Annotated in this window: 17 protein-coding genes; all 17 read right to left on the reverse strand. The window is 55.7% G+C overall.

The annotated features are described in order from the left end of the window. Window positions 1-196: 196 nt before the first annotated feature. The gene (locus tag ACR0CA_RS17135; protein WP_170474331.1) at window positions 197-2,089 is read right to left on the reverse strand and encodes a type IV secretory system conjugative DNA transfer family protein; all 1,893 of its coding nucleotides are present in this window, start codon (window positions 2,087-2,089) and stop codon (window positions 197-199) included. Further along, window positions 2,082-2,240, reverse strand: coding sequence for a DUF4177 domain-containing protein (locus tag ACR0CA_RS17140; RefSeq protein ID WP_170474334.1), 159 nt, complete (start codon window positions 2,238-2,240; stop codon window positions 2,082-2,084). The genes ACR0CA_RS17135 and ACR0CA_RS17140 overlap by 8 nt, the downstream gene beginning before the upstream one ends. A 12-nt stretch (window positions 2,241-2,252) precedes the next feature. Further along, on the reverse strand, window positions 2,253-3,266 hold the full coding sequence (locus ACR0CA_RS17145) for an ATPase, T2SS/T4P/T4SS family (RefSeq protein WP_170474337.1): 1,014 nt from the start codon (window positions 3,264-3,266) through the stop codon (window positions 2,253-2,255). Next, window positions 3,266-4,099 carry a TraB/TrbI/VirB10 family type IV secretion system protein gene (locus ACR0CA_RS17150; RefSeq protein ID WP_170474340.1) on the reverse strand — a complete coding sequence of 278 codons (834 nt, stop codon included), beginning with the start codon at window positions 4,097-4,099 and terminating at the stop codon, window positions 3,266-3,268. Before ACR0CA_RS17150 ends, ACR0CA_RS17145 begins: the two co-directional genes overlap by 1 nt. Window positions 4,100-4,110: 11 nt before the next feature. Beyond that, window positions 4,111-4,677 (reverse strand): hypothetical protein, encoded by a 567-nt coding sequence (locus ACR0CA_RS17155; RefSeq protein ID WP_170474343.1) that lies wholly within the window; start codon window positions 4,675-4,677, stop codon window positions 4,111-4,113. A gap of 116 nt (window positions 4,678-4,793) precedes the next feature. Then, window positions 4,794-5,609 (reverse strand): TrbG/VirB9 family P-type conjugative transfer protein, encoded by an 816-nt coding sequence (locus ACR0CA_RS17160; RefSeq protein WP_170474346.1) that lies wholly within the window; start codon window positions 5,607-5,609, stop codon window positions 4,794-4,796. After that, window positions 5,609-6,244 (reverse strand): VirB8 family type IV secretion system protein, encoded by a 636-nt coding sequence (locus ACR0CA_RS17165; protein WP_170474350.1) that lies wholly within the window; start codon window positions 6,242-6,244, stop codon window positions 5,609-5,611. Before ACR0CA_RS17165 ends, ACR0CA_RS17160 begins: the two co-directional genes overlap by 1 nt. Window positions 6,245-6,270: 26 nt before the next feature. Then, window positions 6,271-7,326, reverse strand: coding sequence for a TrbL/VirB6 family protein (locus tag ACR0CA_RS17170; protein WP_170474353.1), 1,056 nt, complete (start codon window positions 7,324-7,326; stop codon window positions 6,271-6,273). Further along, entirely contained in the window at window positions 7,323-7,823 is a 501-nt protein-coding gene (locus tag ACR0CA_RS17175) for a hypothetical protein (RefSeq protein ID WP_170474356.1), read from the reverse strand. The genes ACR0CA_RS17170 and ACR0CA_RS17175 overlap by 4 nt, the downstream gene beginning before the upstream one ends. After that, window positions 7,820-8,566 carry a type IV secretion system protein gene (locus tag ACR0CA_RS17180; protein ID WP_170474359.1) on the reverse strand — a complete coding sequence of 249 codons (747 nt, stop codon included), beginning with the start codon at window positions 8,564-8,566 and terminating at the stop codon, window positions 7,820-7,822. The genes ACR0CA_RS17175 and ACR0CA_RS17180 overlap by 4 nt, the downstream gene beginning before the upstream one ends. Continuing rightward, window positions 8,566-8,703 carry a hypothetical protein gene (locus tag ACR0CA_RS17185; protein WP_170417970.1) on the reverse strand — a complete coding sequence of 46 codons (138 nt, stop codon included), beginning with the start codon at window positions 8,701-8,703 and terminating at the stop codon, window positions 8,566-8,568. Before ACR0CA_RS17185 ends, ACR0CA_RS17180 begins: the two co-directional genes overlap by 1 nt. Continuing rightward, window positions 8,700-11,066 (reverse strand): VirB4 family type IV secretion/conjugal transfer ATPase, encoded by a 2,367-nt coding sequence (locus ACR0CA_RS17190; RefSeq protein ID WP_170474362.1) that lies wholly within the window; start codon window positions 11,064-11,066, stop codon window positions 8,700-8,702. Before ACR0CA_RS17190 ends, ACR0CA_RS17185 begins: the two co-directional genes overlap by 4 nt. Next, window positions 11,059-11,337, reverse strand: a complete 279-nt coding sequence (locus tag ACR0CA_RS17195) for a VirB3 family type IV secretion system protein (RefSeq protein WP_170474365.1) — start codon at window positions 11,335-11,337, stop codon at window positions 11,059-11,061. The genes ACR0CA_RS17190 and ACR0CA_RS17195 overlap by 8 nt, the downstream gene beginning before the upstream one ends. 3 nt (window positions 11,338-11,340) lie before the next feature. Then, window positions 11,341-11,622: a hypothetical protein gene (locus tag ACR0CA_RS17200; RefSeq protein ID WP_170474368.1), complete on the reverse strand. Its 282-nt coding sequence runs from the start codon at window positions 11,620-11,622 to the stop codon at window positions 11,341-11,343. Beyond that, window positions 11,619-12,302 (reverse strand): lytic transglycosylase domain-containing protein, encoded by a 684-nt coding sequence (locus tag ACR0CA_RS17205; protein ID WP_367396996.1) that lies wholly within the window; start codon window positions 12,300-12,302, stop codon window positions 11,619-11,621. The genes ACR0CA_RS17200 and ACR0CA_RS17205 overlap by 4 nt, the downstream gene beginning before the upstream one ends. A gap of 463 nt (window positions 12,303-12,765) precedes the next feature. Then, a complete protein-coding gene (locus ACR0CA_RS17210) occupies window positions 12,766-13,179 on the reverse strand; it encodes a thermonuclease family protein (RefSeq protein ID WP_170602109.1) in 414 nt (137 codons plus the stop codon). 48 nt (window positions 13,180-13,227) lie between these two features. Continuing rightward, the gene (locus tag ACR0CA_RS17215) at window positions 13,228-13,584 is read right to left on the reverse strand and encodes a hypothetical protein (RefSeq protein WP_142638830.1); all 357 of its coding nucleotides are present in this window, start codon (window positions 13,582-13,584) and stop codon (window positions 13,228-13,230) included. Window positions 13,585-13,840 lie beyond the last annotated feature (256 nt).

A 13,840-nucleotide genomic window follows, 5' to 3' on the forward strand; every position in this document is an offset into this window, starting at 1 on the left:
GTTTTTGATGAGTGTTTTTGCTGTCGATACTATGACGACAATTCTCAGCAGGCATAAAGCTGACAATGCGCCATTCTAGTAAGCTTCACGGAAGCGGACATATATGTAAGTCGCAGCACGAGCAGGTTAGGGCTCTCTCCTGCCGTTCTCTGCATATTGAAGTAAGGTCCGGTTCGGCCGCGTCCTGTTACCCCCGTCAAGTGAAGGCGCTACTTTCAGCCCGTTTGGCTTTCATTTTCTCCATCGCCATATCTTTCGCTGACCGACTTTTCCGCTTTGCGACCGTGCGCTGCGCATCAAATGCCGCCTGAAGTTCCTGGTCTTTTTCAGAAACCTCTCTGTCCGGGGCAGGGGCCGGTTTCGCATCAGCCACTGCCTTTGCCGTGTCCCTGGCTTGCTCTACAGCCAGATCGAGGTGTGTGCCTTTGATCTTCGGACTTTCGCCACCCAAGAACTGCATGAAATACGGATCTTCGAAGTATCGGATCTTGTTTGCAATCACCGGCATCTTGCCTTCGCGGATCAGCACAACCTCGTTTTCCGGCAGACGACCAACGTGCTCTGGCCGGAGCAGCCGAATGCCTTCTTCACGCTCTGATATGCTGCCCATTTCCATCTTGCCGAGTGCTCGAGACTTCGACTTGCTTATGACCGTTTTGTCCCCGATGGACCTGGACACATGTTCGCGTACTTCGGAATCCTCTGAGGCGGCAAACATCTGGGTTCCAGCGTTTGCCAGCATCGCCCGCACACCCTCGTGCCCATAAATGTCCTGTAGGCGCGACAGTGTTTGCGAAATCACCACGAGCCTGCCCCCGAACGATCGCATGGTGTCATAGGCTTCAACAACGCGCTCAAGATGGCCGAGGCGTTGGAACTCATCGAGCAGCATCAAAACCTTGAACGGCTCATCTTCGCCCGGCTCAACAGTTTCGATGGTGTTCACCAGATCGAGGAAGAACAGGCGAATGAGCGTCCGGAACTCTTTGACCTTTTTCCCTGGCACGGAAAAGTAGATCGAGCTGGGGCGCCGACGCAGATCTTCAAAGTTGATGTCATTGCCCTGCGTGGCTCTTGCTACCGACGGGTTGCGCCAGAGCTGCAGGCCGGAGTTCAACATAACCGAAATCGTTGACCGCAGGATTTTGGATTCTTCGGCTGCAAGATTCAGAAACTCATCTGCAGCTCGCGCATATCCAACTTCTTCAGCCATTTTCTCATAGTCCTTTTGCTTGGTCGTTTTGACCAGGCGCAGGACTTCGGAAATGTATGGCCGCTTTCTTTTGATCGCCAGCATCGCCATTGCGCAGAACATGCCTTCAACACCACCCATAAAGCCCTGCGCGGACGAGCTGGGCGTGTCGAACATCTGAGTTGCAACCTGAATCACTTCTTCCCATCGCCGGTCCAGATTGTCGGCACGTGCTGCGCGGCGCAGAGGGTTGTAGCTGTGGCTTTTGTCGGGGTTCTCGGGGTCGAACATAAAAACCTCATCGCCCATTGCTGCCCGACGCGCGCCGGTTGTCTGGAAAATCTCGCCCTTGATGTCCAGGACGACGCAAGACCCATTGAAACGCAGGACATTCGGGATCACAAAGCCGCTGGTTTTGCCCGAACCAGACGGGGCAATGAACATCGCGTGCGGCTTTTGGACACCGGGGCCGGGCTTATAGTAGATCGCGTTTTTGTCCTTTGGCTCACCAAATTTGGCAAACACGATTTCACTATCCAATTTGTCTTTGAGCTTCAGAACCGACGCATAGCCTTCCTGGACGAGCTGAGGGGCCTTTGCAAAGGTCGCATCACCGTATTTCGTTGAGGGACCACGCAGCGCAGCCGCCACAAATGCAAAGGTCAAAACACCCACTGCGACCACCGCCACCAGACCCATGATCTGCTGCGTCTCTGCAGGCTGTGCCATGAACTTCTCTGGGATCGCCCAGATGTCCAGCCCGCGAAAGCCTCTGGTGTTGATGTATTCGAGAGCCAGCCCGACCACCAACACCGCGCAAGCCGAGGTAGCGATAAAGCCCATTGTACCGGCGATCGCGACCTTCTTGCCCTTTGGGAGATCCTGAAACTCAGCCATCGGTCAGCTCGCGTTTGAAGAAGCACACGATGCCAAATTCAGCACGTGCGACACCAACCATTTCCCAACCGTCTTGCCCGAGCTTCGCAAACTTCTCGCCTGCATTTTCCTCTACCCGCATCAAGACATTACGATACTCAAATTTTTTCATTCTATTTCTCCTTCAGATAAGTTGATCAGCGGCCATCAGGGGTGGGAAGATCACTCCGTTGACCTTCCGTTCGTCACCGATTTTCTTCATGTGAACGATCATGTGAATGGTGGCCCGGATGTCATCGACCACTTCTGACTTTTGAACGGTCGGAGATCCGCGACGCACCATCTTGCTCATGCGTCCAATGGCATCAACGGGCGAGTTGGCGTGCATGGTACAGACTGATCCATCGTGGCCGGTGTTCACCAGCTCCAGGAACATATTCGCGTCGTCGCCCCGGATTTCCCCGCAAACCAGCCGATCAGGCCGGAGGCGAAGCGCCGATTCCAGTAGCTTTGTTGGTGATCGAGGGCCATCTTCTTCGGAACGGTCAGCAAGCAGATCGACAGAATTGGGTTGCTCGATGTCCAACTCGGCCACTTCTTCAATCGTCACGATCCGTTCGCCCGGATCGACGCGCTTCAGCATTGCATTGAGAACAGTGGTTTTGCCAGACGAGGTGCCCCCCGCAATGATCACGTTCCATTTGCTAAGCATTGAGAGGTCCGCCAGCTCGTCAAAGCTCATCGTGCCTGCTGCAAGGGCAGCACGGGCATTTTCAAGCGCGCTGTGATCGTTGCTTTCCGCCAACGCCGCCTCTTTGCAGGCGAAGCTGAACGCGCCCAGATCGACGGTTTTCAAGCGGAGGAGGCGGATCGCCACGGACCCCACGCCGGTTGTTGCTGGCGGAATCACGACCTGGACCCGCGCTTTGCCCTGCTGTGTTGGCACATTGGCCGTCGCAATGGGTTTCTTTTCTCCGAATGTCACATCACTGAAACCGGCCACGCAGCGCCCGATGTTTTCTACATCGTCTCTGTTCAGAGTGATGTCTGTCCTGGTCATGTGCGTTGTGCCCATTTCTTCGACCCAGACCGATCCGTCAGGATTCACAGAAATTTCGCTCAGGCTTTCATCGTGCAACAGATGCTCGATCTTGCCTGTATAGTATTCCAGAAGGCTATTATCGTTCCGCCCGCTCATCAGAAGCTATCGAACACAACGTCGCGCTGCAGGATCGCGTTGATACGACTGCCCTGATCTACAAAGATTGTTGGTGTAATGCGCAGGTATTCATCAAGCGCCGCCGCCGTGGCGTTCTGAAGGTTGGAACCCACTTGCGTTGCCAGATCAGTGCGAACCGAGTTGTTGCTATCGTTGTCAGACACCAGCGCGACAGGCGCTATGCCGATGATGGACAACAACGCAGCCGTGCCGAACCGCTTCCCAAAGTGTGTGTTCACCCTGCCGGTCGCACCAGTCCGGCCTTGACCGTCCGTACCAGCCGATCCGATCTGAGCTGACAGGCCGTCAGGCGTGATCACACGGCTCCAAACGATCATGATGCGTGTTTGCGCCAACGTCGTATCCGCTCGATACTCGCCATAGAGCTTCGATCCGCGCGGCAGAAGCAAACGAGTGCCGTCCATCGAGTAGACGCCACGTGTGATCGTCGCCACGACGCTACCGGGCAATTCCGAGCTGACCGCGCCACCGAACACAGCCGACAAGATCGTCCCTTGCGTTAGGGTGCGTGACGGGTCGTCAATAATCGAGGCCCCCACGATGGGGGGATATTCTTCGACCAGATTGTTTTGCCATGTCGTGTTTTGGTTTTCCTGGTAACCGCGCTGTTCTTCATGCAGGCGGGTGTCGTCTGGCTGGATTTGAACCGGCTGCGGCGCAGCAGAGTAGGGCTGGAATATCACCGGCTGCGATCCGCTGTTAATCGGCTCGTAGTTTTGCCCGGTGGCATTCTGCGCCATCGCGCTTGAGGCCAACGCGACCAGGGCGAGGGTGAGTGCTGTTCTGTTCATCGTCAGCTCCGTTAGTTTCTGCCGTATGGGTTTTCATCGAACACAATGCCGTCCGACTGGTTCTGCCGCTGGCGCATCTTCTTCAGTTCTTCGAGTCTGCGCCGCTCATCATCGGTCAGACCTTGCGCCTGAAGGTGGCTTACGCTGGCAAGTGCCCGGGCCTCCGCATCCGCGATGGCCTGGGCAAGTTCGGTCTGGAACTTCTTCTCGCGCTCATCATATCTGACCTGAAGGCGTTCATTGGTCAGGTTCAGCGTTGCGATTTCACCGTCTTTTTCTGACAGCGAAACTTTGGCGTCCGTCAGCTCGTCTTGCAGTTCGGAAATCCGGCCGTTCTGTTGCTCGATAGTTTTCAAGGCTTGTTTCAGCCCTTCGGACTCGACCCGCACAGACGCTGTCGCCGGTGTCGCGACAGCAATTGTCTCTGGCAGAGCTTGGGGTTTCGGTTCATCGACCTCTGGCCCACGTGCCGTCAAAAGCCCGTATCGCTCACCACCACTCTGTTGCAGAGCGTCGACACGAACTCCGGCGCGAGAGGTCTTGCTGTCTTCGCCCAACACAAACAGCGCGAAGCCCACGAATACTGTTCCGGCGACAGTAACCGTAATGAGCTTCTTGGGCTCAAACCTCTTCCTTACTCGTTGAGGCGGTTGCTCCGCTGCAATCCGCGCCGCAATTGTCTGCTCGCGGTTCATTATTTGCTGCCCCCCGGTTTAACTGTCTGTGAAGTGACGGGCCGACCGCTCACGCTTGCCTGCTGAAACGCGTCGCCATCGTTTCGAACACAGATCGAAGTGTCCTCGATGCGCAGTGTCCAAAGATCGGAAAGACCCTGCACCTGGATAATGCCGCGCTCTTTGACTGTGGTGTTCACCATCAGCTCGCGGCCATCAGGCAGGACACGGAAGATCCCCGGCAACTCTGCATCCTGCGGGATCTGCAAATAGGTGTGAACGCCATCATCCCACACGGCGGTGGGCGCGAAGTCAGCTTTGCCCGAGCGCGAGTAGTTTTGGTTCACAAACCGGCCTGTCGGTTTCGGTTCACTCCGAGCAACTGTGCCACGGCGCTTTGTAGTCCCGCCGCTGTTGTTTTTGTTATAGAACGTGACCCGAAACGGTACTCGTTTACGTTCGGCGGCACTCTCGGCCGGAACCAGATAGAAGTTGTATGTCCCGCGATTGGTCAGAACGGTCAGGTTTGAATCCGAGTTCAGGATTTCCGGTTTGAACGCAATAACGCGACCTTCCTGCAGGCGAGTGATCTGAAAACTCTCGGTGTCGCCCGCACCAATGCTGCGGACGGTTTCGCCCTGCGGAAAGTGAACATAGGTAATCAGGCGTTCACCTACAGGGATGCGGTACACTTGGTTCTCGACGTAATGGAAATGCGTGATGCGGTGATCCGCATTCTTTCCGTCTGGCGTCGGTGTGATTTCAGCGAGCAGTGGCGTAGAGAATGCCAGAACTGCTGCGGCGGTGGTCGCGAGTGTTTTTGACGTACGCAGCATCAGATGTTTCCCATGGCGTCTACGCGGTAGTTGGTGACGACGAAGCCGAAAGGATTTTCCAGAAGCTCATCCATCGACGTCACGATTTTTTCCTCAAACCCGTAGGTCACTGTGACCACGTAGCGGGCTGAGGCCGTTTCTTGGTTTGGCACGATCAGGGACTTGCGGATCTCGACCTGCACCGTCTCATCGTTGACCGGCGAGACGCCCAGAATTTCCGTCTGCACCTTTGTCTTGGGCGTATAGATTTCATCCGGATGGCTGTCGTTCGACCCATCCCACAGTTCGCGGTAAGACGTTTCGGCCAGCTCATTAGAACGACGCAGTACCGATTTCAGGCGCTCGTTGTTGTCCTGGACATCATAGGTTTCCCGGTCGCGCACATAATTTGCGACTTCACGGAAGGCCATCGCTTCAGATGGTTCCAGTTCTTCGACCTTTTCAGTCAGCAGCACCGGCAGCTTTGTGTCCGGATCAATGGAGAATGGCACCGCCCGGATTTCCTTCAAGGGAAGGAGCATCGCCCAGCCAATAATAGAGGCCACGCCCATTGCCATACCGACCATGCCGAATACTTGCCATTTGAAGGCATCGCGGCGTGCGCCCAGAAAGAGTTCTTTTTCGTGATCTGTCACGTGTGACATTTGCTCTGTACCTCGATTTATGAAGATTTATTGGCGCGAGCTTGTCGAATGCTCTGCCGGTAACGGTCAGCGGCGTAGCTCTGACGAGCTGCCCCATCCTGATTGCGGGCTCTGTGCGCTATGTCCCGACGCGCTTGCATTGCGCGAGACGCGCTGTCACGAACGCCAGTCCCGTCACGAGCTGCGGAAGCCATAGCGGCGGCAGTTTTCCCACCGGCAACAGCACCGCGCGCGCCATCGCTGGCAGTGCCCAATGCACTTCTTGCGGCTGCTACCGCGCCGGTTGCCACGGCAAGACCGGAGGATGCCGAAACTATCGCGCCAGACATGCCGCCAGCCAGTGACGGGATTTGCGTGAGCATGACGATAGCCACGATGCAGATTGCTAGAAAACGCCCGCTCGCTTCCATGTCATTAACATCAGACAAGGAACCAAGCTCCGAAGCGAAAAGCGCCTGAATAAGAGAAACGATGCCTGTCAGAACGACGATGACCATGATCAGGCCAACGGTCGTTTTCGCCCAGGCTGCGAAGATATTGGCTGTTGCCGAGCTGAGTAGCGTTGCGATGAAAACTGGCGCTAGACCCAGCAACACCGCCAGACCGCCTTTTGCGATGAGTGCCATGCCAGTGCCAAAGGCAACGATGACGGCCCCAACAACCCAGAGAATAGCCCCGGTGATGCTCAAGCCCCAAGTCGCGTTTTCAATGGCCTGCTGGCCCATCAAGAAACACTGAAGCGCAATCTCATCCAACGCTTGCCATACATTAGTGGTTCCAGTGAGTGCCCCGGCAATACTGTCCGGCAAGGTTTGGACGCCTTGATAGATTGGTTGGAAAAAGGACCAGCTCGACGCCATTCCGATGATTATCGTCGCCCGAATGATCCAGCCTACATAACCACCAAACCCAATTTCTCTGATCTGAAGTACGCCGTTGATCAGCATCGCTACAAAGATCAGCGCAGCAATAGCCCAGAGGGCGGATGCGAGATCCGCCGCAAGGCTGGTGTATGCTTGCTGAGAAAAGTTGCTGATTGCTGATTCAATCGAGCTGACGAAATCCTGAATCACGGCCCACAAGCCTCCTCAATTACAGGGCGCAGCGCTTCCAAGCGTTCTTGCTGCGTTGCTTTGAGCGATTTGAGTTCGCTGGATGGCTTTGACCAGAAATCGCCCTGGTCAGCGCCCACCAACTCGATTGCAGCTTCGCGGCTGAGGTTGCCGAGCGGGCATTCAGTGCTGAAAGCTTCATCGGATTTGCGCAGTCGGCATTGCTCAATGGCAAACTCATGAGCAGCGATCACTTGCTCATTCAGAATGGCATCGGTCCAGTTGCCGACGACATACTGTTGATCCGCGCCCTGACCAGCGTTAGCGAGCTGTTCAACTCCGTATTCCTTCAGGGGTTTTTTGAACGCTCGCACGCCCGAATAACCAAGACAGGTCCGATATTCCCCAAATGTCCAATCAACATTGGGGGGAAACGGCAGTCTGGCCTCAGCACTGGCCGACGACCCTAAAAGCGTCGCCGTCAGTGTGATCAGGGCGAAAGTGGTGCGGCTTTTCATTGGGTTTCTCCTCTTGCGTAATTGCTAAGCGTCTTTAGGTCCGCTGCGTTTGCAGCCAGATCTGTGCCCGACGCCAGAGCATTAGCAGAGGTTGTGCGCAAGATTTCAATTTCAACTTGCAAGAGTTTCAGGAGAACCGCCGTGTTGTAGTCGATGGCGTCCTTCAGATCTTCTTGCTGGCCGATTTCATCGCGCAGCTTTTCGGCATCTTCAGCGAGCTGACCGGCCATGTCATAGCCCTGTTCGCCCAGAGCGGACGCCATCAAGCCAGCGCCACCGCGCTCCGAGATAATGCGCCGGGCTGGCACGTCTGACGTGCTGAACTCTTTGAGGATGCCATTATTCAGACCCAGGCTGATCGATCGGCGCTCCATCGCGAGCCCGGCCACGCCCGGAAGATCACCAATCGTATCTTCGGTCGCGTCCAACGCGTATCCGAGCGTGTCAGCAGCGGTCGCCAGCTTCAAAAAGCTGCGGCTGTTGAACTCGTCCAAATCTGTTAGACCAGAAATGGCCTTGAAGGAGTTCTCCAGCATCGCGCGCTGCTGCTCGAGCTTCTCATATTGTTGTATCAGCTGTTCGTATTGGCGGACCATTTCTGCGACTTCGCGGGCCGAATTGGCGGCGTCCTGTGCAATGGCTGTGGCGTCGACGGTCGGAACACCTTGGGCTGCTGTAACGACGGGCAGGGCGGCCAGAACCGAAACAGCAATGGTTGTCCGCAATTTCTTTGCAATACTCATTAGACAAGCTCCAAGTTTTCAGGGGGGGTCATGCGCTCAAAGTCGCAGGCGCATTTGCTGCGATAGCCCGAATAGGTGCTGGTGCAGGCCGAGACGGCGGCCAGAACTACAAGGGCGATTACAAGGCGAGTTTTCATGTGATTTCCTTCCAGAAGATGGGGTTTTTTCGCCAGTCAGGATCAGGGAACGATTTTCCGTCTGATCCGCTCAGAACACGGAGAAGCGGGCCGAGAGCGCCGACATCGACATCGAGCCAAACACTCTCATCACCTTTCTTCATGAGCATTACGCGGTCGCCAAAATGCGCCCTCAGCGCGCCCAGCTCTGAATCGTTCAAGCCGATTGCCCTGTAATCCGCTTCATTGCCGGATCGAGAGGGGAACAAGAGCTGCGTGCTGGTGTTTTCCAGGATCGACTTACTTGCTGCCGACGACAGGAGGTGATCGGGGATCTGCGTCATCATCATCATCATGACGTTCAGCTTCCGATACGTGGTGTAGGCATTTATGAGGATGCCAGCGCCATAAGGGTTGCCAGCAATTACCCATGCTTCATCAATCACAAAGACAGTGGGTATCTTGGTGGCGCAGCGGCGTTCGATCTGGCGCATGACGTAGCTGATCCATGCCAGCCGCACCAATTCGTCATCCAGAACCTCGGAAATGTCGAAAACAAGATGACGGTCGCCAGCAGCAAACGGATCTGAGCCACCCTCGCCAAACATCCAGGACAAGCGGCCTTCGCCAGCCCATTCACTTGCACGCTTGTACAGGTTCTTGTCATCGTCAAAAGCTCTGAACCGTTCCACCAGTGAATCGAAGTTCTGAAGCGCAGGCGGCAAAGTGGCATTCGCTTGGCAAGCCCGCGTGATTTCATCCTTCTGATCGGTGGTCAGTGGTTCGTCATAGCTCAACAGGGCAATGACCCAATTGGCGAGCCAGCTTTGCCCAGCCTCATCCGTTTCCGTTTGAAACGGGTTCATGCCAGTGGGTTCGCCCACCCGGACGCGGGTGTACTGCGCACCGAGCGCCCGCATTGGAGCCTCCATTGCCCGGTCTTTGTCAAAAGCGATGATCCGCGCGCCCTGTGCAACCGCCATTGTTGCCAGCAGCATCGCGATCACAGTTTTACCCGAGCCGTTCGGTCCAAGAACGATCGTATGCCCGGAGGGCAGGTTTTCAGGGTCGTTACTGGTCTTGGGAAGGTGCAGCGAAACATCGTAGCTGTCCCCGTGCGTTGTCGGGAACGTCGCCAATGGCCCCGGCCAGGGTAGCTTTTCCGCATCCAACCCTTTGGGGCGCATGTGGAACGCAACCATATCCGCAAAGTTCTGGTCCGTGATCAGTTCTTCACGGGCGCGGAACGCGAAATTGCCGGGGTGCTGCGCGAAGTACACCGACCGCGCCGACATCGCTTCGCGTTTGACCGTGCCGCCCGAAATCTGGATTTCACCGATGATGTGTTTTTCGGCGGTTTTCAGATCTTCCTCGTTCCCAAACACGCAGATCGACAGGTGGTGCTTGCCGAGTGACATGGTGCCGGAGGCAATGCCGTCCGCCAGAATGGACAAGTCCTCTTCAAGCGACTTCGCTTTGTCGCCCGCCGAGCGCATTTGTCCCGACTTGCGGCGTTCCATTTCCTGCGCTTGGGCGCGGCTGATCGGCAGGAAGGATTGCGAAATCACAACATCAACCGGCAGGTCCAGCCCGTCGAAAATGCCGGGGAACGAAACCATCGGGTAATTCTTCAGGGAATACACACGGATGGAGCGTTCCTGATCGTCGCCTGTGACCAGTTTGCCGGTCTTGCCCTGAAACAGCACATCCTCTTGCGGCATGTTGAAGGCGATGGGTTCTGCAATGTTTGTGTGAATGATCGGCTGATACCGACCGTTCAACAGCATTCCATAATAACCGAGCCAATGCCCCTCGCTGAGCTTCAGCCGGCGCACACGGGCCTCGCCCAGCGTGCCCGCCAGTGTTGTGAACACACCGTCGAGCTGTTCCATCATTTCTCGGCGTTCCTCGTCTATCGTTCCAGACGACATGCCGAACATCTGTTTTGCCCGCTCATCCTGCCGCTTTTGGAGAATGGCGCTGATGATGATCTTGCGTTCTTTCAGCTCTGCATCGACGGACGCTGAGCGCATGGCCTGCGCCACTGCACCGGCAAAACCGGTTGGATCTGTGATGACATGACCAGTCTCAGCCGGGACGGTCAGTCGATGGATATAAAAAGCCACCTCATTAGGTGTTGTGCGCAACACACGCTCAAACCGTTCGGCCAGGAACTCGAACTCGTTTTCGTCCAGCGTGTTTGCGTTGACACCGGTGATTTCCGCAGCGGCGATAAGACCACCGTTGCGTGTGGAAATGACCTCATCATCCACGACATAGCCATACGGCAACATCTGAAAGAGGCTCATTTCATCCTTGCGCCAGCTCGGCTCGATCAACGAGCGGGCAAGGGTCCACATGCCTCGGGCAGCAGGCTTAGGCACTATAGTAATCTCCCCCATGATGCTGGCGGTTTTTGGTGCGCGGAGTTTTGGAAAGGGTTACAGACAGGACGCGGAAGAAAGCCGGTTCCCATTCGTAAAAGAGGCGAAGCACGGTGTAGAAAGCAAAACCCGCAATGATTGCTGGCGCTATTCCGAACATGAAGAACGAAAGCATGGTCATCCCGAGGATCACCAGCAGATAGATCACGGGTAGGCCGCCCCATTCTGCGGGACGGCTTAGGCCGCGAAAGACGGTATTTCGGCGCGGCATCGATCAGGCTCCGATGAATGTATCGGCAAGGCCAATGACGGCACCCACAACAATCGCGACCACTGGACCCTTCAGCGAGCCCCAACCGAACACATAGGCAAGACAGCCCCAGATGAAGCCGACAGCGGCAAGGCTGACGCCAACAACCTTGGAGTCGGCCAGCGTTTCGTTGATAAAATCGCCAATGGCATCTTGCAGCCAGCCAGCGGAGGCGGGAGCTGCACTGACGATAATCATTGCCAGCGCGAAGAACGCGGTCTGTTGGATGAAGTGGGTTCTTTTCATGAGGAAGTGCTCACTTTGCTTAGGATGATCCGCACGTAGTTGCGGGTTTCGGTGAAGGGGGGGACGCCGCCGTATTCGACGACGCGGTGAGGCCCGGCGTTGTAGGCGGCAAGCGCCAGCTTCCAGGTTCCGAACTCGCGGTACTGCGCCGCCAAATAGCGGGCACCACCGTCGAGGTTTTCTGCAGGGTTCTTTGGGTTCACGCCCAGGTCTTTCGCCGTTCCGGGCATGAGCTGTGCGAAGCCATAGGCACCCTTGGGCGACAGAGCATCAGCCTGATACCGGCTTTCCTGCCAGACCAGCGCCATGAACAACTCTGCCGGAATGTCATGGCGTTCCGCCGCTGCGTGGATTTCTTTAACGATCCGCTCCTGCGACCAGCCGCCCGAGGATCTGCGAGGCCGCGGTGCCTTGCCCGCAATCTCGATCTTTTTCTGTGGCTTGGCCTTCGGAGCTTCCGGTTTTTCATCGAGAGTGTACTCGCGCATCCGGATTGGACAGACGATGCCATTAACGATTTCTGCCCGCGCACCGTTCAGATACACGCTGCCGTCCGGTTCGTATTCGATGACCTGTGCACTGGCATCCGTTCCCAAAGTCGCCGTCAAGAATGCCAACAACGGCCAAACGGCGTTGATCCGACATCTGTTTTCGGTGAAGCTTTTGATGGAGCTGGTCACTAATTTGTCCTCCAAATTAGGTCAGTAGTTTTTACATAATTACTATTATGGGGTTCGACATCAGGTCATCTGGGCCGTGGGAAAAGGGTGCCGGGACACAACACGGAACCTTCAGAGGCGCCGCAAAAAACCAATGTCTGGTTCGGATCTCTTAGTCGGATGGCCTAGCTGAAACGTTCGGATGTCCCGCTCGCCCAAATCGTCAGACAGCGCTAAGCGGTCGGAGGTGCAGGCACGTTGTCCAGGGTCGCACCCATTGACTCTGGCGCGGTGCTGTCCGATCTAAGATCGGCATCTAGGGTTACTGTTTTTACCATAGTACAGTTCTCTCTTGATGTTTGAGGAATGCCCGGATGGATTTGGGGCGTTTCTTGTCCTGTCGGTTGTTGGCGCAATCGACAGGACCGCTCACTGCTCGGTGGTTTTGTTCCATTTTCTGCAAGTCGTCGCTCAGTCCTTTCGTCTAGCCGCACCAGGACCCGCGTTTGCCGCCCGAATAGGGTCGCGCGAGACCTTCGGATATCAGAGTTTTCCCTATCTCCTGACCACCTGAACGTCCGACCGCGAGGAAACGGTCATGCACGTCCAGGTCTGGTTGGATAACCAATTCTATCTGCCCACTGGTCTGAATGATCTCCGTCAGGCGGTCTTTGGCTTTCAGACCCAAAGCTCTCTCGGCCTCACATTGTGCGCGGAAGGTCTCAGGAGTGTCGAAACCGATGAGGCGGTAGCGGTCATCACCGTGGTCGATGGTGTCACCATCAACGGCAATCACCTCGGATGCGCTCAGGGTTATTGTTTGTTTTGATGGTTCAATCCAGACCGCAACAAAAAACAAAGACGCGAGTGTAGCGCTGAGAAACAAGAGCCGTTTCATGCGCCCTGCCCCAGCATTTTGATGAGCCGGGTTCTCGAACGTGACCGATCAGGTTTTGGATTTCGCGTCCAGGGCCTGAGCTGCTTCGAGACCCTCTGGGGTAATCGACTCGATCGTATAGTCTGATTTGACGCAGAGAATGCGCCCATCACCAAATTCCTGATGATGCTTGAAGAGGCCCGGCCAAAGATCGAACTCTCTGGGCTCAGCGCCCGCTCGAGAGATCTTCGACTTGCACAAGGCCCCGACATAGTTCGGCGAGCTGTAAATGCAGTGGTACTTAGGTCGTCCAAGGGAAGCGAGTCCGATAAATTCGTAGCGGCATGTAAAGGGAACCTGATCCTCTTTCAGGCCCCGGACCATCTCGATGGTTACCACAGTGTATTGTCTCTTGTTGTCCGCCATGACGACCCCCTATGGGCCGTCTTCTACATCCAAAAGTTGTGGACTAAAACACAATCTACGTCAATATAAGAAAACCCGCCAATATACGATATTGGATTGTCAGAAATATATTGGCCGGATATTGCTTAGGCGATTCGCAAGCAGGAGAGACCATCTTGAAACACTCAAAATCCGGAAATCGAACTCGCGCGAAGGCCCTTGCAGTTGCACTCGCTGCACTGCCAGCCACGCAGGCTCGTGCCTATCCAATTGACTG

This window comes from Ruegeria sp. F12, assembly GCF_056533885.1.

Excerpts from the sequence above, each read along its gene's own strand:
- ACR0CA_RS17135 (WP_170474331.1), bottom strand. The coding sequence starts at position 2,089 with ATGGCTGAGTTTCAGGATCTCCCAAAGGGCAAGAAGGTCGCGATCGCC.
- ACR0CA_RS17140 (WP_170474334.1), bottom strand. The coding sequence starts at position 2,240 with ATGAAAAAATTTGAGTATCGTAATGTCTTGATGCGGGTAGAGGAAAAT.
- ACR0CA_RS17145 (WP_170474337.1), bottom strand. The coding sequence starts at position 3,266 with ATGAGCGGGCGGAACGATAATAGCCTTCTGGAATACTATACAGGCAAG.
- ACR0CA_RS17150 (WP_170474340.1), bottom strand. The coding sequence starts at position 4,099 with ATGAACAGAACAGCACTCACCCTCGCCCTGGTCGCGTTGGCCTCAAGC.
- ACR0CA_RS17160 (WP_170474346.1), bottom strand. The coding sequence starts at position 5,609 with ATGCTGCGTACGTCAAAAACACTCGCGACCACCGCCGCAGCAGTTCTG.
- ACR0CA_RS17175 (WP_170474356.1), bottom strand. The coding sequence starts at position 7,823 with ATGAAAAGCCGCACCACTTTCGCCCTGATCACACTGACGGCGACGCTT.
- ACR0CA_RS17180 (WP_170474359.1), bottom strand. The coding sequence starts at position 8,566 with ATGAGTATTGCAAAGAAATTGCGGACAACCATTGCTGTTTCGGTTCTG.
- ACR0CA_RS17185 (WP_170417970.1), bottom strand. The coding sequence starts at position 8,703 with ATGAAAACTCGCCTTGTAATCGCCCTTGTAGTTCTGGCCGCCGTCTCG.
- ACR0CA_RS17195 (WP_170474365.1), bottom strand. The coding sequence starts at position 11,337 with ATGCCGCGCCGAAATACCGTCTTTCGCGGCCTAAGCCGTCCCGCAGAA.
- ACR0CA_RS17200 (WP_170474368.1), bottom strand. The coding sequence starts at position 11,622 with ATGAAAAGAACCCACTTCATCCAACAGACCGCGTTCTTCGCGCTGGCA.
- ACR0CA_RS17210 (WP_170602109.1), bottom strand. The coding sequence starts at position 13,179 with ATGAAACGGCTCTTGTTTCTCAGCGCTACACTCGCGTCTTTGTTTTTT.
- ACR0CA_RS17215 (WP_142638830.1), bottom strand. The coding sequence starts at position 13,584 with ATGGCGGACAACAAGAGACAATACACTGTGGTAACCATCGAGATGGTC.